The 20382-nt window shown below is 38.2% G+C and carries 29 protein-coding genes; 24 read left to right on the top strand and 5 right to left on the bottom strand.

Translation table 11 applies throughout. The features are described from left to right. From BOD01S_RS23235 to BOD01S_RS07230, 13 genes are all read left to right on the top strand, one after another. A partial coding sequence (locus BOD01S_RS23235; protein WP_169804313.1) for a hypothetical protein occupies positions 1–238 on the top strand: 238 nt, incomplete at its 5' end. Positions 239–251: 13 nt separating this feature from the next. Further along, the gene (locus BOD01S_RS07280) at positions 252–1127 is read left to right on the top strand and encodes a phage tail domain-containing protein (protein WP_036150101.1); all 876 of its coding nucleotides are present in this window, start codon (positions 252–254) and stop codon (positions 1125–1127) included. Positions 1128–1129: 2 nt separating this feature from the next. Continuing rightward, positions 1130–2227, top strand: coding sequence for a siphovirus ReqiPepy6 Gp37-like family protein (locus BOD01S_RS07275; protein WP_063180313.1), 1098 nt, complete (start codon positions 1130–1132; stop codon positions 2225–2227). Continuing rightward, positions 2228–3121 carry a hypothetical protein gene (locus BOD01S_RS07270; RefSeq protein WP_052124655.1) on the top strand — a complete coding sequence of 298 codons (894 nt, stop codon included), beginning with the start codon at positions 2228–2230 and terminating at the stop codon, positions 3119–3121. It begins immediately after the preceding gene. Then, positions 3121–4545, top strand: a complete 1425-nt coding sequence (locus BOD01S_RS07265) for a hypothetical protein (RefSeq protein WP_036150196.1) — start codon at positions 3121–3123, stop codon at positions 4543–4545. The genes BOD01S_RS07270 and BOD01S_RS07265 overlap by 1 nt, the downstream gene beginning before the upstream one ends. Continuing rightward, positions 4545–4880 (top strand): hypothetical protein, encoded by a 336-nt coding sequence (locus tag BOD01S_RS07260; protein ID WP_036150197.1) that lies wholly within the window; start codon positions 4545–4547, stop codon positions 4878–4880. The genes BOD01S_RS07265 and BOD01S_RS07260 overlap by 1 nt, the downstream gene beginning before the upstream one ends. Positions 4881–4887: 7 nt before the next feature. Beyond that, on the top strand, positions 4888–5106 hold the full coding sequence (locus BOD01S_RS07255) for a hypothetical protein (RefSeq protein WP_156116990.1): 219 nt from the start codon (positions 4888–4890) through the stop codon (positions 5104–5106). Between the two features lie 89 nt (positions 5107–5195). Then, positions 5196–5399 (top strand): hypothetical protein, encoded by a 204-nt coding sequence (locus BOD01S_RS07250; protein ID WP_036150200.1) that lies wholly within the window; start codon positions 5196–5198, stop codon positions 5397–5399. Positions 5400–5654: 255 nt separating this feature from the next. Beyond that, positions 5655–5999, top strand: a complete 345-nt coding sequence (locus tag BOD01S_RS07245) for a hypothetical protein (RefSeq protein WP_036150201.1) — start codon at positions 5655–5657, stop codon at positions 5997–5999. Between the two features lie 72 nt (positions 6000–6071). Beyond that, positions 6072–6245, top strand: a complete 174-nt coding sequence (locus BOD01S_RS22890) for a hypothetical protein (protein ID WP_156116991.1) — start codon at positions 6072–6074, stop codon at positions 6243–6245. Positions 6246–6309: 64 nt separating this feature from the next. After that, on the top strand, positions 6310–6696 hold the full coding sequence (locus BOD01S_RS07240; RefSeq protein WP_036150202.1) for a hypothetical protein: 387 nt from the start codon (positions 6310–6312) through the stop codon (positions 6694–6696). Between the two features lie 13 nt (positions 6697–6709). After that, entirely contained in the window at positions 6710–6976 is a 267-nt protein-coding gene (locus BOD01S_RS07235) for a holin (protein ID WP_036150204.1), read from the top strand. Continuing rightward, the gene (locus tag BOD01S_RS07230) at positions 6970–7641 is read left to right on the top strand and encodes a M15 family metallopeptidase (RefSeq protein WP_036150206.1); all 672 of its coding nucleotides are present in this window, start codon (positions 6970–6972) and stop codon (positions 7639–7641) included. The genes BOD01S_RS07235 and BOD01S_RS07230 overlap by 7 nt, the downstream gene beginning before the upstream one ends. Before the next feature lie 46 nt (positions 7642–7687). On the opposite strand, the gene BOD01S_RS07225 is transcribed toward BOD01S_RS07230, so the two are convergent. Genes BOD01S_RS07225 through BOD01S_RS23230 form a run of 3 tightly spaced genes read right to left on the bottom strand, consistent with a single transcriptional unit; the run spans position 7688 to position 8290 of the window. Further along, positions 7688–7882 (bottom strand): hypothetical protein, encoded by a 195-nt coding sequence (locus tag BOD01S_RS07225; protein ID WP_036150208.1) that lies wholly within the window; start codon positions 7880–7882, stop codon positions 7688–7690. A 4-nt stretch (positions 7883–7886) separates the two neighbouring features. Further along, positions 7887–8135 (bottom strand): hypothetical protein, encoded by a 249-nt coding sequence (locus BOD01S_RS07220; protein ID WP_156116992.1) that lies wholly within the window; start codon positions 8133–8135, stop codon positions 7887–7889. A gap of 5 nt (positions 8136–8140) precedes the next feature. Next, a complete protein-coding gene (locus tag BOD01S_RS23230) occupies positions 8141–8290 on the bottom strand; it encodes a hypothetical protein (protein WP_169745598.1) in 150 nt (49 codons plus the stop codon). A gap of 181 nt (positions 8291–8471) precedes the next feature. Here BOD01S_RS23230 and BOD01S_RS07215 point away from each other — a divergent pair, with 181 nt between their 5' ends. Next, positions 8472–8666 (top strand): hypothetical protein, encoded by a 195-nt coding sequence (locus tag BOD01S_RS07215; protein WP_036150212.1) that lies wholly within the window; start codon positions 8472–8474, stop codon positions 8664–8666. Positions 8667–8778: 112 nt separating this feature from the next. Next, positions 8779–9147, top strand: coding sequence for a hypothetical protein (locus tag BOD01S_RS07210; protein ID WP_036150213.1), 369 nt, complete (start codon positions 8779–8781; stop codon positions 9145–9147). A 46-nt stretch (positions 9148–9193) separates the two neighbouring features. Here BOD01S_RS07210 and BOD01S_RS07205 read toward each other — a convergent pair whose 3' ends face one another. Both BOD01S_RS07205 and BOD01S_RS07200 read right to left on the bottom strand, forming a co-directional pair. Then, a complete protein-coding gene (locus BOD01S_RS07205) occupies positions 9194–9769 on the bottom strand; it encodes a hypothetical protein (RefSeq protein WP_052124656.1) in 576 nt (191 codons plus the stop codon). Positions 9770–9842: 73 nt separating this feature from the next. After that, the gene (locus BOD01S_RS07200; RefSeq protein ID WP_036150214.1) at positions 9843–10064 is read right to left on the bottom strand and encodes a helix-turn-helix domain-containing protein; all 222 of its coding nucleotides are present in this window, start codon (positions 10062–10064) and stop codon (positions 9843–9845) included. A gap of 198 nt (positions 10065–10262) precedes the next feature. Between BOD01S_RS07200 and BOD01S_RS07195 the strand changes: the two genes are divergently transcribed. From BOD01S_RS07195 to dnaJ, 9 genes are all read left to right on the top strand, one after another. Next, complete coding sequence (locus BOD01S_RS07195; RefSeq protein WP_063180310.1) at positions 10263–11147, top strand: helix-turn-helix domain-containing protein; 885 nt, start codon at positions 10263–10265, stop codon at positions 11145–11147. A 199-nt stretch (positions 11148–11346) separates the two neighbouring features. Continuing rightward, positions 11347–12078: a hypothetical protein gene (locus tag BOD01S_RS07190; RefSeq protein ID WP_036150117.1), complete on the top strand. Its 732-nt coding sequence runs from the start codon at positions 11347–11349 to the stop codon at positions 12076–12078. Between the two features lie 241 nt (positions 12079–12319). Next, positions 12320–12718 (top strand): hypothetical protein, encoded by a 399-nt coding sequence (locus tag BOD01S_RS07185; protein WP_036150118.1) that lies wholly within the window; start codon positions 12320–12322, stop codon positions 12716–12718. A 1127-nt stretch (positions 12719–13845) separates the two neighbouring features. Next, positions 13846–14172, top strand: coding sequence for a hypothetical protein (locus BOD01S_RS07180; protein WP_036157753.1), 327 nt, complete (start codon positions 13846–13848; stop codon positions 14170–14172). Positions 14173–14294: 122 nt separating this feature from the next. After that, positions 14295–15440, top strand: coding sequence for a radical SAM family heme chaperone HemW (gene hemW, locus BOD01S_RS07175; RefSeq protein WP_036157755.1), 1146 nt, complete (start codon positions 14295–14297; stop codon positions 15438–15440). Positions 15441–15530: 90 nt separating this feature from the next. Further along, complete coding sequence (gene hrcA, locus BOD01S_RS07170) at positions 15531–16559, top strand: heat-inducible transcriptional repressor HrcA (RefSeq protein WP_036157757.1); 1029 nt, start codon at positions 15531–15533, stop codon at positions 16557–16559. A 12-nt stretch (positions 16560–16571) separates the two neighbouring features. Further along, positions 16572–17144, top strand: a complete 573-nt coding sequence (grpE, locus tag BOD01S_RS07165; RefSeq protein WP_036157759.1) for a nucleotide exchange factor GrpE — start codon at positions 16572–16574, stop codon at positions 17142–17144. Between the two features lie 114 nt (positions 17145–17258). Next, a complete protein-coding gene (gene dnaK, locus BOD01S_RS07160; RefSeq protein ID WP_036157761.1) occupies positions 17259–19091 on the top strand; it encodes a molecular chaperone DnaK in 1833 nt (610 codons plus the stop codon). Between the two features lie 160 nt (positions 19092–19251). After that, positions 19252–20373: a molecular chaperone DnaJ gene (gene dnaJ / locus BOD01S_RS07155; protein WP_036157763.1), complete on the top strand. Its 1122-nt coding sequence runs from the start codon at positions 19252–19254 to the stop codon at positions 20371–20373. The last annotated feature ends 9 nt before the right edge of the window (positions 20374–20382 follow it).

Raw genomic sequence — 20382 nt, 5'->3', positions numbered from 1 at the left:
GGAACAGTCCAGTGGTCGATTACAGGCAGCAATGAACAATGTATATGGTTCGCTTGCAAGCAGCGCTGAAAAGTCAGTAGCATTTGGAACGGCGCAGTATAATACATCGTCTTCCACATCGACAACAAGTACTGAAAATCACTACCATTTCTCTATTACAAGTCCAAGACCGTTAGATCCGTATGAAACAGCAAGACTTTCAAAAAATGCATTAAAAGAAATGGGACTACAACTATAAAGGGGGCTAGTGCATGATTGAGTCTTTCCAGCGAAGAGAAAAATTAATATTCGATAATCATCGAGGGCAGACATTCGAAATATCCGTGTCTAGCCCTTTTTATCTGGACAAGGCGGATGGTTTGGAAGCGTTGGAAAATGAATTCTACAACGTCAAAAATTATAACGAGGATGGAACTAACATTAAAGGCTCTAGTGTACGGGAGAGAAATATTGTCATCAATGGCCGGATTCGTTTGGACAAGGATATTAACCGGCAGCAGATGATTCGCTTCTTTAACCCTAAACATTCATTCACGTTGAAATATACCAACGGTGATGTTGTCCGCTATATCGATTGTAAAGTGGAGAAAACACCTGTGATCAGTCGTCATATCATCCCGGAATTCATGATATCGTTCCTTTGTCCGAATCCTTGGTGGTATACAGAAGAACAAAAGTTTGAAATCGCTATGTGGGTACCAACGTTTGAATTTGAGTTAGAGATCGATGCGGAAGGGGACGGCATTGAAATGGGCTATCGAGAACCTAACAATGTAGTAAATGTATTTAATGACAGTGATACAGCATCCCCATTACGCATTCAGTTCAAAGCAATCGGAAGTGTGGTTGATCCTTATATCGAAGTGGTAGACACGGGTAGAATTGTTAAAATCGAAGCTACTTTACAGGGCGGAGATATTGTCACGGTTAATACGAAGCGTGGAAATGAGTATGCCATCCTAGAGCGAAATGGTGTAGAGATAAATTATTTCAATTACCTGTCTTACGATTCGGATATTCAACTCAGTGTGGATGTCGGTGATAATTTAATTCGCTATGATGCAGCACAATTTGTATCAAACCTAGAGGTAGCCATTTACTTTACGCCTCAGTTTGTGGGGGTGTAAGCATGTTATATGTATGTAACGATAAATTTGAACGTTTAGGCTTTATCGGGAACTTTTCCTATCTCCTGTGGAGGAAAAAGTATGGGCCGGGTAGCGAGGCAGAATTGCATGTAGATGTCACGCCGAAGAACATTGAACTCCTTAAGAAGGGAAATATTATTTTCCGGCAGGATGATAACGAAGCTATGTATGTGTATTATCGAGGATTCAATGATGGTGACGGCGTAGATCAGCTAGTAGTCAAATGCTTCTCGCTCTTTCGTTGGACAGACCGACGTATTTTATGGGGGCAATATGATTTCAATGCTACGCCCGAAATGATTATGCGTCAGGCGATTATCTCGACAATGATTAACCCGGCAGATGCATTAAGAAAGATATCTCAGGTGCAAATAGCGGCGGTCAAAAATATCGGCTCCGTCATCCAGCAACAAATTACCGATAAGGATGTATATACAGTCTGTGAAAATCTCTGTGGAACACATGATATTGGTGTACGCTGCCTTTTCAATGGACGGACCTTGCAATACGACTTCTATGAAGGAACAAATCGAACGATTAACCAGCTTGTCAATCCACGTATCATCCTTTCGAAAAGCCGAAGTAATCTGTTGAAACGTACCTATGAAGAAGCGGATAACGACTTTAAAAATACGGTCCTTATCGCTGGAGCCGGAGAGGGGCCTGCACGTAAAACGGCTATTATTGGAGGATCAAACAGCGGTCTACAACGCAGAGAGTTGTTTGTGGATGCTAGAGAAATATCGGACACCCGGGATGTAGACGGTACGCAAGTTGGTATACCGGCTTTGGAATACAATTCTTTATTGGTAGCCAAGGGCGAAGAAAAGAAAAGCGAATACACAGAGTATATCGGCTTTGACTGTGAACTGGATGTAACGAAGGAAAACACGAAATATAACGAGGACTTCTTCCTTGGAGATATCATTACGATTAAAGATGATGAGCTAAACGTTCTCATGAACAGTCGAGTGATGCAGGCTGATGAAGTCTTTAAAGAGGACGGGAAATCAATTTATGTGACGGTAGGGAAATCCGTTCCTACCCTTCCACAGGCATTGAAAAGGATGGTGAAATAAATGATGAAATTTGGGATGTTCAACTCAATTAACGGAGACAGACGGTATAAGGCAGAGGATTTCGCACAGTATTTTGCGACGTTTATTGGGAATGGGATATTTGTAAATCCTTCGGACTGCCTTCAAATATTAGCAGCCGGGTCTTCGATGAATATCATTGTTCGTCCAGGCAAAGCATGGATTAACGGTTATTACCTAATTAACGATGAGGATTATACCTTACCGATAACAGCTGGTGATGTAACACTCAATCGCATTGATCGTGTCGTTATTCGATTGGACCATATACAACGGAAGATGAGTGTGGAGGTCAAGAAAGGGGCATTATCTGCCTCACCAGTGGCCCCCGCTTTAAAGAGGGATGCTGATGCTTATGAGTTGGCACTTGCTGATATTTATGTAGCAAAAGGAGCTCTTACTCTTACACAAGGAGCCATTACTGACCAACGTCTAAATAGAGCACTATGTGGCCTTATGCATGGTGTGGTTGATCAAGTTGATACCACAACCATTTTTAATCAGTATCAATCATGGTTTAACAATTATTCAATTACAAAGGCCGGGGAATTCCAAACTTGGCAAACGAATGTAACAACAGCGTTAGAACAATGGATTGATGCGCAGGAACAAGATTTTGAAGCGTGGAGGCAAGCAGAAGAAACGCTTTATTACACATGGTTGAGTGGTCGTAAAAATGAGTTTGATATATGGTTCACAACGATAAAAGATATTTTAGATACGAACGCTGCTGGAAACTTACAACTGCAAATAGACGAACACAAGAATGCAAGACTACCTCATTATCAGACAGACCCAACTACAGGTAAGAGATACGCTACTGGATGGGTTGTCGAGGGCGGTAGGTTATTCTTTGAGTATGAGGAGGTTAAATAATGGTCGAACGTATTGAAGTAGCGTACGAATCCACTTCACAAGAAATAAAAACAATGGTCGAAAATATCGAGAGTTCTAGTGGTATGATAGTCGACTCTCATAATAATAAATTCAAACCTATTCTAAAAGGTGGGTTTATGTTATCGGATGAAAATGATGACATGTTCAATAAATTAACACAAATGTTTAAAAGTATTATTAGAGAAGATGGGTCTACGGTCCCATCACCCGTAAACTTCTCTTTTCAACCGATACCATTGGAGAATCATAAATCGATATGGCTTGCTTTTAGTGCTACTTTAGGTTTTATTATATTTGATATAAACACATTTGAAGTTAAAGCATATACGGCAATTAATGCGGACGACAATTTAGTTTACTCAAGCGAAAGTAAAATAAACTTATTCATAGATGAAAATCACTTTTATATACCAACGGTTGCGCGTTTTAACAATAAGATTATAACTATGTATGTGTATAAAATATCTGACTTATCATTTGTTAAAAGAATAAGTAATAAATTAAATACTGGGAATACCGATATGACACAATATTTAGCAAGTGGTGTTGCTAAATCAACTGATGGTAAAAAATATTTATTCTATCATAGTATAAATGGAACCTCGATTGTATATATATGTTATGAGCTAACGTATACTGATGGAGTTGTATCTGTTATATCCGATATTGGCAGACAGCTATATACTCCAAATGCTTTTGTACCTTTAGGTATTTCACCAGACCCATCTTCACCTTTCTTATATGCGATATATTTAGACCCTAATGCGTCTACCAACTTCTATTTCTCAAAATTAACGTTTAGTTTTCCAGTAGGCTCAGGAGGACCGTATTATGCCAATCTTGTAACACAATATGGTCCTAATAATTTTAGTATATCAAGAAGCATGAATCAAAACTGCACACCTTATCGTGTTACTTTGCCTGATGGGACTTTTAATAACATTATGGTTATAGGCGGTGGGATTTTTAAATCGGCTATATTCATTTGTGACCATAAATCCGGATTGTTTTCTGTGGTTTCTTCTCCAGTGGCTAATAGGGGTTTGGTATTCGATTATGAAAATCTTGAATTTTATGTACATTCTATACCAAACCCAATAGTATATAATGCGACACCATACAATCAAGTAACAAAGTATAAAATTATAGAAACGTCATCTTCTCCAAATTCGAACGTTAAAGATAGACTTATGATAAGTTATATAGAAGCTTATAGAAAGGCGATATCGCATAATCTTGTACCTTTATCTAATACAGAGGTTATTACTCCAACATTCAATTCTAAGACTCTAGTTAGAGATGGTGTTATTTATAGCACTGATGTTGATATACTTAAAGGTAACATACATTTTATAAAACAGACAATTGGAGATATTATCATTGGTTATGAGGAGGTTAAATGATGGTTTATTTATATCCTACAGGTGATACATTTATAATATATTCCGATAAGAATTCATTACCAAAAGATATGCTTATAAATGTTATAGAATTGGATGAGCTACCTCAAGGTTATGGTATTCTTAAACGAAACTCTAATGGTGAATTTTACTACGATTCGGGCGAACCTTTACCTACAGAAGAGACTGTAGAGGATAAACTAGCTCGTATGGAAAGACAAATGGAAGCCCAACAACAACATAGTTTAACAATCTTGGATGTCAACTTAACGCTTTACGAGGAAGTGCTTACCTTACGTGAAGAAATAGCAGCATTAAAAGGAACAGATAATGTTTAAGTCATTCATGGCAAAAATACAAATTCTATTTATGGAGGAATGTAAAATGGTAGATGGCTACACACTTTTAATTATGAATGGATTAGCGACAATCACAAGGGTGCCAGAAAGGCATAAGAAAGATGTGACATACAAACTGGCCGTACTTGGTGTGGATGGCTTTAACAACCCAATTTCAGATGAAGAGCGCCAGGCAATTATGGACGCACATGAAAACGCAGCTTAAGCTAGCGTTATTTTTTATGGCAAAAAGTTGTTAAAGTTATTTTCCTCTTCTCTTAGTAAGATGGTATTAAGAGAGGAGGTGTTAGCTTTATGATGGGAAACTATTTAATCCGATATAAAGGTAAGGAATATATCATTTCAAGTAATGACAGTTTGTCGGCTGTTACGGCTTGGATTCAAAGAGAAAACAGAAAATATATACCAAAAGATGAGGATGATAGATTTAATCCGGAATATTTTACAGTAAAATATTTAGGTAATACAATTATGCATGCTCCTAAAACGAGATATTAATAAAGTTTTTCAGCCTCCAACTATCATCTGCGGGAGGCTTTTATATTGCAACTGATGGGGAACGAGGGTGCCAACACAAAATAAAACTAGTGTTGAGCCACCTATGCTCAAGACGGTAAAAAACACAGTGAGCTTATTGATGCACATGAATAACGAAGCAGGAATTTAAAACTGGCAGAGGATAGATTTTTTGTATGAAACTTCCGAAGTTTTCGTTCGTATATAAATTAATAATATACTTTGGGAGAGAGAAAAATGTTTAATGATGTTATGCAGATTGATGCAGTATATTTACTAGGGTTCATAAAACCCATGGGGTTAATATTAATGATAGGTATATTGTTTAAGTTTATTAATTATAAAGTTTTTGATCTCGAAGCTGGGGACATAGTAGTCAACTTTATAAAAATGACTGCGTACGGTAGTTTAGGAGTTTATATATATTATAATGTCAAAATAAGTGGCGCAACGGAAATAGATGTATTAACCTTTTTTACTTTTTTACTTGCATGTTTAGAAAGCATGCATTGTTTTTTAAATTCAATAGGTGCCTATTTTGTTGCATTCTTAAGAGTTTTTATTTTTCCTCCAAAGTATTGAGGGATTTAACAGAGACTTTTAAAGGAAGATTTCTTCTTTTGTCGAAATGAGTAGATGAAGGGGGAGATATCTATGGTGAAAGTAGAGTACAGAAATCTTCAAACACATAGAGATGAAACTTATATTGTCGATTACCCATTCGACGAGGATATGCCTGATTCTGAAATAGATAGAGTGTTTATCCCAATGGTAAAGCAATATTTAGGTCATCCGAACTTTAGAATAAACGCTGTATCAGAAGTTTAAATTTTAGCCTTCCACAATTATCTGTGGAGGGCTTTTATATTGCCAAAAGATTGGGGGAATGAGGATGCAAAACCAAGAAGGAAGTGGGGCATCTATGTTTGAAACAGTAAAGAATCATGAAGATCGATTAACTGGAGCAGAAAAAGAAATTGAATATTTAAATGAACAGGTTCAGGAAATTAAGCAACAGTCCATTACGTTGGAAAATACGATTTTAAAGGATAGCCGAGAAACCCGCGAAGTTATGCGTAGTCAAACGGATAAGCTATTTGAATTAGTCCAAAGTGCTTTAGGTTTTCAAGGGAGTCGTTCTTCCCAGGACCATGAATTGAAGATGCTCAAATGGAATACGCTGTCTACAGTTTTTTTAAAGATCAGCGGGGGCTTGCTAGCGTTATTATCATCTGGCGGCGCTGTATATTACCTGATTCAGTATTTCTTTACTAAATAGGAGGGGATCCATTATGGATTTAACATTTTTATTAGTCATCGCTGCATCAATCGCAATCTTTGTTGCTGCAGCTATTGAGGTAGTCAAACGCACAACGAATTTACCTACACGCTATTTGCCGATTACATCTATTGTAGTCGGTATTTTTGTGGCCATTATTGTTACACCGTTTAGCGAGTACGACTATTACACGATGGTTGTTGCAGGAGCTGTAGCGGGGCTGTCAGCATGTGGGTTGTTTGACCTGACTAAAATCTCAAAGGATGATAGCAAATGGTAAACATTACACAAACATGCCGGGACCTGGCCGAGCTTAAATCTAATGCGCAGACAGCCTGTCGGTTGCTCTTCCAGGAGTGCTACAAAGCGGGCATTCGAAACATTTTTATCACCGAAACTTACCGCAGTCCAGACCGCCAAAAGTATTTGTATGCGCAGGGCCGGACACGTCCCGGTCTTATTGTTACCTGGACACTTAATAGTAATCATAGCAGCCGTTTAGCTTGGGACATTGCTTGTAGCAGTCCGTCAGTGCTTTATGATGTTCTGGTACTAACAAAGGTTGGAGCCATAGCACGGAAATTAGGTATTACATGGGGTGGCGACTGGAAGAACAATATGGACCGTCCACACTTTGAAGTTAAATCGAATTGGACAATGCCAAAGGGATATAAGTTAGAAGGACAGGTCGTTGTCCCATCAAACAGTAAATTAAAAGTGCAATTAATTGTGGAAGACAAACCTAAAAAGGAGGAAATCAAGATGCCACAAACATGGAATCCGGGTTCACCGGCAATGCGTACAGAAACAGAAAACTTTATTGCTACGGCTGTTAAAGAGGGGATTATTCAACCCTCACATTTGAAGGATTTACAGAATGGTACAATGACATCTGACCGTTTGCTGGGTCTGTACATTACCATTAATCAACGCCGTAATAAATAAAATGAAGCCCGTTACCTTAACAAAATAGGTAGCGGGCTTTTTGCGTTTATTCACCGTGTAATTCTTTCTCGCGTGCTGCAATCCATTGCTTTATTTCATTCAAATCATCTAAATCACAATAATTATTGATATACGATTTGGTCGCGCTTTTGCTGGATTGTTTGCGCACTTTCTCACGGTTTTTTTCTCGGTATGCCTGTGTAGCTCGTTTTTGAGCTTCAGATGTTTTTTGTTCAGTCATATTATCAAGTCCTTTTCTTCCTGAAATACATTGTAATGTTGAAGATGGCAAGAGCTATAATGATTACATATATACCGATGATTGAGTAATCAAAGGCTTCAGGCTCTTTCCAATTGACAACAACCGCTAATACGTAAACACTTGCGACAACATAGATTAAGTTTAATAAGTTTTTCATATTGACAAAATGGACTGTAAAGATTTTATATGATAAGATTAAGTTGAAGATGAAGGAGGTATTACCCTCCTCCATTTCCATTACTTGCGACGTTTCTTCTTTCCGGGAGTGCGTCGCTTTTTCTTATTCTTCCCTTTCCTCATGTCATGGATATTCTTCCATGCGGCAGTGAAACCACTCAGAATACCTGAGATTGAGAGAAGATAAGCTAAAATCTTATCAAAGTCCACTTCCTGTTCACCTCCTTTCTATACTTTAATTATATACCAATGTATATATAATGTCAACATTTTTTACCAATATTACCATGTAATTTACAATTATTTTTTGTGTCCAAATTTAAATTTTAGACCATTAAGCAGGCGTTTTTGTTCTCGGTATAGAAATATGTACCTAAAGGAGGGAGATAACGTGTATGAAAAAAGTATTGTATTAGTGAATTTTATATTTAGGGTAGACGGATATGATGTTGAAGGGAATGCAGCATTGTTTTTCACTAAAGGCGATTATATACCGATGACAGACGAAGAAATACTAGGGGAGATAAAGAAACAATATGGGTATGATGCTGTACAGATTTTACACAGACAAAAAGAGAAAGCGTAAAAAGACAACCTTCCACAAAGTAAATGTGGAGGGTTTTTTTTATTTATTCTATTGTAATACAGGAACGTCCGTTCTATATTTAAGGTATGAGGAAATTGTTGGAGGCGGTCCTGTGAGGCATATCTTTGAGTTGAAATCTATTGTACATAATCTAATCATTTTGGAACTGACGCTTAAAACTTTGGAATATGACAAGGTGAGATTGACCGGCTTAAAAATGGCACCGGTTATGGAAGAGTGGTATGAAGAAAAAGCCCAAGAGGTATTTTCTGATATAGTCAAAGTTAAAAAGGACCTCTCCAAAGATGGATGCAAGATCGACTCCAGTACTAATGATGGGATGTTTACGGAATACTCTGTGCTGGTAAGAGGGGAAATCCATCGTTATACATATTCAAATGTTGCGTTGCGGAACTGGTGCATGGAGGAAATGAAGCGGCTGCTGGGGATGCCTTATAGGACGCCGGATGATATGCGATAAAAAAAGCCTTCCACAGATTAATTGTGGAGGGCTAGTCTTTTGTGTATTAATTTACTGTTCCAAACTTCTCCATAAGCTCTTTTCTCTTCTGTTCATCATAACCGATTGGGTTAACAAATTTAGTAGTCCATGAATCATCTTCGGTTTTTAAATCCTCAACTTTAAATCCTAGATAGTCATTCAGGGACTTTCGGTCAAGGTTAATGGAGTATGTTTTCCCTTCAAAAGGCAATGTCATTTTAGCTCCTGCAAGCCCAGGGAATTGACGTAGTAAGCGCACATTCTCTATAACAAGGATTTTTTCAATGGACTCTGAAGTATCAAAATAACCCTTATAGTCTTCTTCAGTAATTAGGCTTTCTTGATTATCTTGTTTATATTCCTCGTAAGTGCTATAAAAATCGATAACGCTATAGTTATCCGTTAAAGCTACGCTCTTTAAAAAAGTGCCACCTGTAATGTTACTAGCATAATTCTGCAGTTCTTTTTCATCAACAGTTAATGCAGTTGTTTCTTCCGTTTCTTGAACTGGCGTGTCCTCTTTAGGGGCAGCATCCTCTTCATCCCCACATGCAGCTAACAACAGGGCCGATAATGCACCGATGTAAAATAACTTCTTCATTGTATAACCTCCCTTATGTTTTCCATTTTAGGAAAATACACAGCAAAAGTACACAATAAAAAACAGACAACCCTTATTTGTCGTCTGCTTCCTCTACTGTAGTGAATAATTCTCCAACGTCTTTTACCTCTAAAGCCACCATGATTTTCTCCATAGCTTCCTTCGGATACATTTTCACTTTGTTATTTACAATTTCGCTTATTAATCGTGTGGTAAGCCCAGTTTTTTCAGCTAAATCTTTTTGGCTCATATCACGTTCTGCTAAAAGTACCTTAACCCTTGATTTTAAATACATTCCCACACCTACTTCCATCCGAATTAGTTAATTTAATTATAAATGAATAAATAAAATTACGCAATTAGTAATTGACGTTACGAATAGAGTAATTTATTATGAAAGTAATTAAATTATCTATAGAGTAATTAAATTTCTAATTGGTAAATAAAAATGACGAATTAGGAAATTTGGTTGCATGGAATGGAGGTGAAACAAATGGCATTCGAATACTTGGCAGCATACGCAACATTTGAAACTGTGGATGACATGGACGCTGCAGTTGAGCAGCATATCCAGCAGCATTATTACAGCTTAACGGAATCTGAGCGAGCTATCGTTTTTGCACTTGCTTCTCGATCACTCGCTTATCCAGGCGCCAGTCATCTGAAAGCTGAAACAATCGCAGAAGCAACAGGCACATCTCGTAGCACAGTAATGCGCGCGATTAAGAAGCTAACTGAGCTGAACATCATCGAAAAAGTGAAGCAAACAAAGATGAACGGTATCAAAGGAGCGAGCATTTATAAGCTTTTACCTTATGATGACACATCGACTTTGATACAACGGGAGACAGCTTGCGAAGTCAATAACGACAACGATTGTAAGCCTTCCACAGAGAATCAATCATTTAGCTCTTTTAGTCTTTTAAAAACAAGCTCTTTACAGGAAATATATAATAACGCTCACGATGAAAAGAAAGCAGCTAAAGAATACATGAACGAATGGCAAACGATGCTTTACGATTTCCTACACTCATTACCATTAGCAGATCAACTCAAAGATGAGCTACACAAAATTGTATTGGCATCTCAAATTGATAATGCTTCGGCTTTCCATCAAGCAAAGGATGTCATTGTCAATATTGCTCGGGATATTGCAAACGGTACATTAACGGTTACGGGTACATTACGAGCGATATTCGTAGGCGCTTATGGAAAAGCTATAGAGCGTCTGAAACGTCCTGCTGATTCTATAACTGTGGAGGACGAACAGCATAAAGAGCGTCCAGTACCTTTCTATGATTGGCTAGGTGAACGTGATAGCCTTCCGCAATTAAAAAATAAAAGACCTGATATTTTGAAAAACTGGTTAGAATGGTAGGTAGTGGAACAGTAATGAGTAGAAAAGGCATAAAAATTTTAGTACAATTTTATATCAAAAAGGATAAAACAAAGGAAAAATCAATTGAACGATAAAATGGAGTATGGATTTAGATATTATGGTAAAATAAATAAAATATAACTATAAACTTGTTTTTGATAAGATATGTATAAATAGCAAAAGAAAATGAGGGGTACCAATGGATCAACAAAATTTTAAAAAATTTATTATTACTAGTAGAAGTGACTTTGCGATCTATTTAAGATTTTTAATTATAGGAACTTACAGGAGTTTAAAAAAATACAATTTATATGTTGAACAGCTAGGTGAAAAAATTCAAGAGCTGGATTTAGAAAATAAACCAAAAACACCAATTGATTCTGAAATATATGAAGAATTCAATGATAAGATTCAAAGAGTTTCTAACAAATTATTAAATTTATTTGGTGATTTGCAATCAGATTCATTATCTTATTACAAATTTAGAAAGCAATTAGTGAAAAGAAATATTGAGGTGAAAAAAGACTTAGGGGAACTATCTGAGCTCATTTGGAAGAATTTATCTAGAGCTAATGAAGCAAGAAATTGGGGGCTTCATGAACCAGAATCTTTATTGAATGCTCATTTTGAAAATATTGAAAAATTGTGGACTAGAGAAGAATTTGAGCGATATAAAACTGAATTTACTACAGTTAATATAGCGAATTTTAATAAATATGAAGGTAGCTGGTTAATTAGTCTTCATAGAGAATGTGAAAATAATCAACGCCTATATAATGAACTCTATAATTCTATGTTGTCAGATTACACTCTTCTAATTGGTACCTCACCTGAAATAAAAGAAGTTGATTACCACACAAGGCCATTAGATATTGAATTAATGATCCCTAAAACCTCTTTTCTTATGCAACAGAAAAAATATAAGAAATAAAACAATGAAAAGACCACTCCATAATGGGTGGTCTTAATTTTTTCTATTTTCAGCAATTGTAATTCGTATGACGAAAAACATTGGATCAATGCTGCAGAGTTGATCATATTAAAATGGCCATCTCCATGCCGGATGTTGTACCTAATTGATTGCTCACCAGAATTGTAACATAAATACCTTAATTTAGAAGCATAAGTGTATAATATACTTATAACAAATTTTATTGTGAGGTGATTTTACTATGAATAATAACAATTATAAAAACAATCTTGAAGATGCAACGAGAAATATTAGTGAAGTAGCAAAAGAGATATTACGTAATTCGAATAGCGAAAAAGTTACTGAGAATGATACTACTTCAACATCGGAATATATGAGTAATCTGAAAGATGCACTTAATTCTGTAAATAAAGAAATTCAGGAGAGTGAATCTTTTGAGGAAAAATCTGAGTTATACAAACAAAGAGAAGATATACTAAATAGAATGAGGGAAGAAAAAGCGAACCAGCGCGTTTATCAAGCTGATAGAGAAGAAAACGAAAGAACGTATAATAAACAAATTTTGGGTGTTGTTGGTGCTATAGCATTAGGTGTAGGCACAACAGTTTTAAAAACTATAATAGAAAATAAAAAAATATAAAAGAAGACCACTCCGTAATGGGGGGGCTATTTTTGTCACTTATACGACAAGGAATCAAGCAGAAAAGAATGTAGAATTATTTTCAATTGTCTCCTTTATTCCTTGAGATCCTGAGAACGGTAGGCGAATCAATAAATAACGAAAGACCAGGCGATATAAACCTGGTCTAGTTTTTATTTATAATAGAAGAAACCCACCTTGATGCCACCGTAATTAGAAAATAGAGGTGAATATAATGCGATACGAAACCCTATAGAAATGATATTTAAACACTCGTAAACCTTATAGTATCAACGCTTTGTAAGTATCACAAAAGTATGATTAGATACTATAAAATTACGACATTCTATAAGAAGCATTTATGGCTGTTCTGAAGATGGACGATACAAAGAAATAGTTACTATCAACAACTATGAGTCAGTTAACTTGATACAGAAAAAATAAAACGGTGGCGCATGCCACCGTTTTAAACAGCTTGTCATCACTTACAAGCCTTTAGTGGGGGAAGCCGGATATATCCGGCTTCCCCCACTATTTTTATTTCTAAAGGGACATAGGAGTCTCCTCTAACAGCTGATCAGCTATGTCCTTATTTTTTTGCCTTTTAACTATCAAAGCTTTCCTCTATACAATTTGTGAATAGGAATTGATAACGGCCACTCCGCCACAGGGAGGTCATTCTTATATACTTACTTAAAAGTTGGTATATTCATGCTATGCGAAAATACATTATTTTTATAATGATTCTATTTTTAAAGATTTCTGAACAAAAATGATAGAAAAAAAACATTCTACCGCTATATACACGATCCAAAACAATAATTCCAATAAAATATTAATAAGGTAAAAAATACTAATACTAAAAATTTCATATTAAAAATAATTATATTTACAGAACTTTTATTAAATTTATGCTTGTGAGGGAACAGAGTTAATAGTAATATTGAGATATAAAGAGAAATAGTGCTAAAAGCGTTCCGTTTTCAACGGCTCTTAGTACATATGTTGTGTTTAATTAGAGGTAAAGTCAAAATTTGGGTTGCTGTGTTTTTGTAACGAAATCACAATATCACAACAGTGATAAAGATGAGAGCTAGCTGTTATTCTATTAGAGGGAGATGATGTTAATGACAAAGCAAATCGAAATTAATGTGCCAGAATGGTTCGAAATGGATGAGTTGGCAACATTGGATACAATTATCAGCCCAACTTCGGAAAATGTAGGAATATTAGTAGCGGGTGAAAACTTAAACTATACAAGAGCTTGCTGCCCAACAGTGCGTTTGTATTTGTTACAAATGATCGATGGGAAATTTGAAGTGACAAAGGAGCTAGAGGCTTTTCCATTCCGCACGCGTGATGAAGCTGTGCACTTTTCTGAAAAGCTGCGGAGCTTGAATGCACTTGATCTAGTGATGTTAATGAATAAGGAACAACCGATTTTTACAGCCTGAATAGTTACTCATTTTCCGTATTCGCGAAGGGGCGAATACGTTTTTTTTTGCATGAAAATTGTATTTTATCTCTGAATAGGTACAATGGAAAGGAACAAAGTAAAAATGAGGGAAGTGATTGTATGGCGCGAGGAGTGTATATTCATATCCCTTTTTGTCATCAAATATGTAATTATTGCGATTTTAATAAGGTATTCTTTAAAAATCAGCCTGTTGATGAATATATAGAAGCATTAGGAAAAGAAATGAAGATGGCTGTAGAAAGGAAGCCGGAAGCCTTCACCAATGTTGAGACCGTTTTTCTAGGCGGCGGAACGCCAACCGCCTTATCCGCAAAGCAAATTACGCGTTTATTAGAGCTCATTCGCACCTATATTCCCATGAAAAATGTAGTGGAGTTCAGCTCGGAAGCAAACCCAGATGAGCTATCTGAAGAAAAGCTGAAAGCTCTGCTTGATGGCGGGGTTAATAGATTAAGCATGGGTGTGCAATCATTCGATCAGGATTTGCTGAAAAAAATAGGGAGAACACATTCAAATGCTCACGTATATGAAACCATTGCGCTGGCAAAAAAGGTAGGCTTCACTAACATTAGCATTGATCTTATGTACGGGCTGCCGCATCAGACTATGGAACAGTGGAAAGAAACGTTGAAACAGGCATTCGCTCTTGAATTGCCACATTACTCCGCTTATTCATTAATCGTGGAGCCAAAAACGATTTTCTATATTCAATATGCCAAAGGTCGTCTTGCATTACCGACCGAGGACCTGGAGGCAGATATGTATGATGTGCTGATGAAGGAAATGGAGGCACACGACCTTGCCCAATATGAAATCAGCAATTTTGCCAAACCGGGTTTTGCTTCTATTCATAATAAAATTTACTGGGATAATGATGAATATGCAGGTTTTGGAGCAGGGGCACACGGTTATGTTGATAGAGTAAGGTATTCTAATCACGGCCCGATCAAAAAATATATAGAGGCAGTGGAATCAGGGCATTTGCCAATTATCCATGAGCATGAAGTAACGCCATTAGAGCAGTTGGAAGAGCAGATGTTCTTAGGACTGCGAAAAGTAGATGGGGTAGAGGCCCCCGCTTTTGAACAGAAATTCCATGAAACCATTTGGGAGAAGTATCGTACTGTAATAGAGGAGCTTACATGCAAGGGTCTTTTAGAGAGCGATGAAAACGGAATTCGATTGACCCGCAGCGGAAGATTCGTCGGTAATGAAGTGTTTCAACAATTTTTACTTGAAGAGTAAACGATTTCGTTGACAGAAAAACGGGGATTTGTTAATTTATTATATAGTATTAGCACTCGTATTCGACGAGTGCTAACAGAGGTGATGAGCATGTTAACAAATCGGCAGTTACAAATTTTACAAGTAATCGTTGATGATTTCGTGTCGTCTGCCCAGCCTGTTGGGTCTCGCCAAATTTCCAAAAAAGACTGGATAACATTTAGTCCCGCAACAATCCGCAATGAGATGGCGGATCTGGAGGAGCTAGGTTTTTTAGAAAAGACCCACACTTCCTCTGGACGAGTACCTTCTGAAAAAGGGTATCGTTTTTATGTGGATCATTTATTGCAGCCTCAAATCATGTCAGCTGATGAAGTGAGCCAAATTCAATCTGTCTTTAAACGGCAAATTGTCGAAGCAGAGCAGCTCATTAAGGAATCGGCGAATATTTTGTCGGAGCTGACGACATATACAACGGTATTACTTGGGCCTGATGTCCAGCGTCATAAAGTAAAAAGGTTTCAAATTGTCCCGCTTTCTGAGGACAGTGCTGTAGCCATCATTGTGACGGACAATGGGCATGTAGAAAATCGAGTATTTACTTTACCGGAGGGCTTCAATCCTTCAGACATCGAAAAAATGGTCAATATTTTAAATGACCGTTTATCAGGTGTTTCGCTGCAGGATCTTCATCTTAAGCTTGAACTTGAAGCACTCGCTGTATTGAGGCAGCATATCCATACAGCAGATGCAGTGATTCAGTCATTGATGCAGGTAGCAAGCGGCCAAAAGGAAGGCAAAGTCTATTATGCAGGTAAGACGAATATGCTCAACCAGCCGGAGTTCCATGATTTGAACAAGGTTCGTATGTTCATGGAACTGATGGATAAAGATAGCCAAGTGCAAAACTTATTTAAGCCATTAGATTCAGGTATTCAAATCCGGATTGGTTCGGAAAATAACCACTTAGCTATAGAAAATTGTAGTGTTATTACCGCTTCATTTGGAGCAGGGGAGGAACGAGGCTCCATTGCCATTATCGGCCCGACTCGTATGGATTATCAGCGTGTAGTGACGATTATGGATCTCATGCGCCGCGGATTATCTAATGCCCTTTCCCATCGTAATGACTCACTATAAGGAGGATATGACGTGTCTAATTCGACAGACCAGAATGAAACTAAAGAAGAATTGAAACAGCAAGAAGTAGCCGAAGAAGTAATGGAAGCTAACGAACAGCAGGAAGCAACAGAAGAAACAGTGGTAGATGAAAAAGAACAGCAAATTGCTGAATTGACGGCAAAGCTGGAGGAAGAGGAAAACCGCTATCTGCGCCTTCGTGCGGATTACGATAACATTCTTCGCCGCCATAAGCTGGAACGTGAGGCAGCGGAAAAATTCCGTGCACAAAGCTTACTGACAGACCTTCTACCAGTGCTTGACAATTTAGAACGTGCCCTGCAGGTAGAAGTGACATCTGATGATGCTAATGCACTTTATAAGGGCGTGGAAATGGTATATCGCCAGTTCCTGGATGCTGCTGGACGCGAAGGGTTGGAAGTGATAGCTGCAGAGGGCGAAACTTTCGATCCAAATGTGCATCAAGCAGTGATGCAGGAGCAGGATACGGATAAAGAAAGCGGAATTGTTCTACGTGAGCTGCAAAAAGGGTATAAGCTAAAAGATCGCGTATTGCGACCTGCTATGGTATCAGTGAACGAATGATGGCAGCAAATCTGCACGGAATAAATTAAAAAAGTGCCGTGCAAAAGCCAGACATTCAGCCAACTTTACAAAATGATCAAAAATTACGTGTAACTTTTAGGAGGCAAATTTAGTATGAGTAAAATTATCGGTATTGACTTAGGGACAACAAACTCTTGTGTAGCTGTTTTAGAAGGCGGCGAACCAAAGGTAATTCCAAACCCAGAAGGTAACCGTACAACACCATCAGTTGTAGCATTTAAAAACGGTGAAAAACAAGTGGGGGAAGTAGCAAAACGCCAATCTGTTACAAATCCGAATACAATTATTTCTGTCAAATCAAAAATGGGTACTGCTGAAAAAGTAAAGGCAGAGGACAAAGAGTATACTCCTCAGGAAGTATCAGCAATGATTCTTCAATATTTAAAAGGCTATGCTGAAGATTACCTTGGTGAAAAGGTAACAAAAGCAGTTATCACAGTCCCAGCTTACTTTAACGATGCACAGCGCCAGGCAACAAAAGATGCTGGTAAAATTGCTGGTTTAGAAGTAGAACGTATTATTAACGAACCAACTGCTGCAGCATTAGCTTATGGTTTAGACAAGCAAGATCAAGATCAAAAAATCCTTGTATTCGACCTTGGTGGCGGTACATTCGACGTTTCCATCCTAGAACTTGGTGACGGTGTATTCGAAGTATTAGCGACTGCTGGTGACAACAAGCTTGGTGGAGATGACTTCGACCAAAAAATTATCGACTTCCTAGTAGCAGAATTCAAAAAAGAAAACGGTATCGACTTATCAAAAGATAAAATGGCGATGCAGCGTTTAAAAGATGCAGCTGAAAAAGCAAAAAAAGATTTATCAGGTGTAACATCAACACAAATTTCTTTACCATTTATCACTGCTGGTGCAGAAGGTCCACTTCACTTAGAAGTAACGTTAACACGCGCAAAATTCGACGATTTAACACGCGACCTTGTTGAGCGTACAATCGTACCAACTCGCCAAGCTTTATCAGATGCGGGTCTTGCAGCTTCTGAATTAGACAAAGTAATCTTAGTTGGTGGTTCTACTCGTATTCCGGCTGTAGTAGAAGCAATTAAAAAAGAAACAGGTCATGAGCCACATAAAGGTGTAAACCCTGACGAAGTAGTAGCAATGGGTGCAGCTGTTCAAGGCGGCGTATTAACAGGTGATGTACAGGATATCGTCCTTCTTGACGTGACGCCACTTTCACTTGGTATTGAAACAATGGGCGGCGTGTTCACGAAATTAATCGACCGCAACACAACAATCCCTACATCAAAATCACAAGTATTCTCAACAGCCGCTGACAACCAGCCGGCAGTAGATATTCATGTATTACAAGGTGAACGTCCAATGGCAGCAGACAACAAAACATTAGGCCGCTTCCAATTGTCAGATATTCCACCAGCACCACGTGGTGTACCGCAAATCGAGGTTACATTCGATATCGACAAAAACGGTATTGTATCTGTTAAGGCAAAAGACCTTGGTACAAACAAAGAACAAACAATTGTCATCCAATCTGATTCTGGTTTATCAGAAGAGGAAATTGAGCGCATGGTAAAAGATGCTGAAGCAAATGCAGAAGCGGATGCGAAACGTAAAGAAGAAGCAGAAGTGCGCAACGAGGCTGACCAATTGGTATTCCAAGTAGATAAAACAATTACAGACCTAGGCGAGCAAATTACAGAAGACGAAAAGAAATCTGTGGAAGATGCGCGTGACGAGCTGAAAAAAGCACTAGAAGCTGGCGAGATTGAAGGCATCAAGTCTGCGAAAGAAAAATTGGAAGGCGTTCTGCAGCCGCTTGTAATGAAAGTATATGAGCAGGCAGCAGCAGCTGCACAAGCAGCACAAGGAGATGCAGGCGCTGACGCTGGCAAGAAAGACGACGGCATTGTTGATGCTGACTTTGAAGAAGTTAAGGATGATAAGTAATCCTACAATAAAGTAAGTATGAAAAAGTCAAAGACCGAAATGCCGGCTTTGACTTTTTCAATGTTAGGATGAAATTTCATCCAGTACAGGTACTTTGCATATACATCATTTTTTTAACATGTTAAAATATACGTTATGTAAAAAGAGCGGAGAGTGAACGATGAGTAAGCGCGATTATTATGAAGTGCTTGGCCTTGCAAAAGGGGCAAGTAAAGATGAAATTAAAAAAGCATACCGTAAACTATCAAAGCAGTATCACCCGGATATTAATAAAGAGCCCGGCGCTGATGAGAAATTCAAGGAAATCGCAGAGGCATACGAAGTATTATCCGATGATCAAAAACGGGCTCGATATGATCAGTTCGGCCATGAAGATCCACAGGCAGGCTTCGGAGGAGGCGGCTTTGGAGGCGGGGGCTTCGGAGGATTCGAAGACATTTTCTCTTCCTTCTTTGGTGGAGGACGCCGGCAAGATCCGAACGCGCCCCGCAAAGGTGACGACCTGCAATTCCGTATGACTGTTGATTTTGAAGAAGCTATCTTCGGTAAAGAAACAGAAATAGAAATCCCGCAGGAGGAAGAATGTGGAACTTGTAATGGGACAGGTGCAAAACCAGGCACGACTCCTCAAACATGTTCGCACTGTAATGGATCAGGTGAGATTAATCAAGCGGTCGACACACCATTCGGCCGTATGGTAAACCGCCGTACTTGCCCATCTTGCCGTGGTGCAGGCAAAATCATTGTTGACAAATGTCCAACTTGCCGTGGTGCTGGAAAAGTACAAAAAACGAAAAAAATTAAAATCAATATCCCGGCCGGTGTCGATGATGGCCAGCAGCTTCGTGTAAGCGGGCAAGGGGAGCCGGGCATTAACGGGGGGCCAGCTGGGGATCTTTATATAGTATTTAGCGTCCGTAATCATGAGCTATTTGAGCGTGACGGAGACGATATCTACTATGAGCTCAAACTGACATTCCCGCAAGCTGCTTTAGGTGATGAAATCGAAGTGCCGACTGTACACGGCAAAGTAAAATTGAAAATTCCTGCCGGTACACAATCGGGAGCTCAATTCCGTATTAAGGATAAAGGTGTAAAAAATGTCCATGGGTATGGAATGGGTCACCAATACGTTATCGTAAAAGTCGTAACACCGACGAAGCTGACAGAAAAACAAAAACAGCTGTTGCGTGATTTTGCAGAGCTTAGCGGAGATATCCCGGAAGAGCAAGGAAGCTCATTATTCGATAAAATTAAAAAGACCTTTAAAGGTGAATCATAAAGGAGAGAG

The sequence above is a fragment of the Lysinibacillus odysseyi 34hs-1 = NBRC 100172 genome, assembly GCF_001591965.1.
GTDB classification, from domain to species: domain Bacteria; phylum Bacillota; class Bacilli; order Bacillales_A; family Planococcaceae; genus Lysinibacillus_B; species Lysinibacillus_B odysseyi.
Note: the sequence above shows the minus strand (reverse complement) of the source record. Positions and strands in the feature narration are given on the sequence as shown.

Coding starts and splice junctions, on each gene's coding strand:
- BOD01S_RS07280 (WP_036150101.1), top strand. CDS start 252: ATGATTGAGTCTTTCCAGCGAAGAGAAAAATTAATATTCGATAATCAT.
- BOD01S_RS07275 (WP_063180313.1), top strand. CDS start 1,130: ATGTTATATGTATGTAACGATAAATTTGAACGTTTAGGCTTTATCGGG.
- BOD01S_RS07270 (WP_052124655.1), top strand. CDS start 2,228: ATGATGAAATTTGGGATGTTCAACTCAATTAACGGAGACAGACGGTAT.
- BOD01S_RS07265 (WP_036150196.1), top strand. CDS start 3,121: ATGGTCGAACGTATTGAAGTAGCGTACGAATCCACTTCACAAGAAATA.
- BOD01S_RS07260 (WP_036150197.1), top strand. CDS start 4,545: ATGGTTTATTTATATCCTACAGGTGATACATTTATAATATATTCCGAT.
- BOD01S_RS07255 (WP_156116990.1), top strand. CDS start 4,888: ATGGCAAAAATACAAATTCTATTTATGGAGGAATGTAAAATGGTAGAT.
- BOD01S_RS07250 (WP_036150200.1), top strand. CDS start 5,196: ATGATGGGAAACTATTTAATCCGATATAAAGGTAAGGAATATATCATT.
- BOD01S_RS07245 (WP_036150201.1), top strand. CDS start 5,655: ATGTTTAATGATGTTATGCAGATTGATGCAGTATATTTACTAGGGTTC.
- BOD01S_RS22890 (WP_156116991.1), top strand. CDS start 6,072: ATGGTGAAAGTAGAGTACAGAAATCTTCAAACACATAGAGATGAAACT.
- BOD01S_RS07240 (WP_036150202.1), top strand. CDS start 6,310: ATGCAAAACCAAGAAGGAAGTGGGGCATCTATGTTTGAAACAGTAAAG.
- BOD01S_RS07235 (WP_036150204.1), top strand. CDS start 6,710: ATGGATTTAACATTTTTATTAGTCATCGCTGCATCAATCGCAATCTTT.
- BOD01S_RS07230 (WP_036150206.1), top strand. CDS start 6,970: ATGGTAAACATTACACAAACATGCCGGGACCTGGCCGAGCTTAAATCT.
- BOD01S_RS07225 (WP_036150208.1), bottom strand. CDS start 7,882: ATGACTGAACAAAAAACATCTGAAGCTCAAAAACGAGCTACACAGGCA.
- BOD01S_RS07220 (WP_156116992.1), bottom strand. CDS start 8,135: ATGGAGGAGGGTAATACCTCCTTCATCTTCAACTTAATCTTATCATAT.
- BOD01S_RS07205 (WP_052124656.1), bottom strand. CDS start 9,769: ATGAAGAAGTTATTTTACATCGGTGCATTATCGGCCCTGTTGTTAGCT.
- BOD01S_RS07200 (WP_036150214.1), bottom strand. CDS start 10,064: ATGTATTTAAAATCAAGGGTTAAGGTACTTTTAGCAGAACGTGATATG.
- BOD01S_RS07195 (WP_063180310.1), top strand. CDS start 10,263: ATGGCATTCGAATACTTGGCAGCATACGCAACATTTGAAACTGTGGAT.
- BOD01S_RS07190 (WP_036150117.1), top strand. CDS start 11,347: ATGGATCAACAAAATTTTAAAAAATTTATTATTACTAGTAGAAGTGAC.
- BOD01S_RS07185 (WP_036150118.1), top strand. CDS start 12,320: ATGAATAATAACAATTATAAAAACAATCTTGAAGATGCAACGAGAAAT.
- BOD01S_RS07180 (WP_036157753.1), top strand. CDS start 13,846: ATGACAAAGCAAATCGAAATTAATGTGCCAGAATGGTTCGAAATGGAT.
- hemW (WP_036157755.1), top strand. CDS start 14,295: ATGGCGCGAGGAGTGTATATTCATATCCCTTTTTGTCATCAAATATGT.
- hrcA (WP_036157757.1), top strand. CDS start 15,531: ATGTTAACAAATCGGCAGTTACAAATTTTACAAGTAATCGTTGATGAT.
- dnaK (WP_036157761.1), top strand. CDS start 17,259: ATGAGTAAAATTATCGGTATTGACTTAGGGACAACAAACTCTTGTGTA.
- dnaJ (WP_036157763.1), top strand. CDS start 19,252: ATGAGTAAGCGCGATTATTATGAAGTGCTTGGCCTTGCAAAAGGGGCA.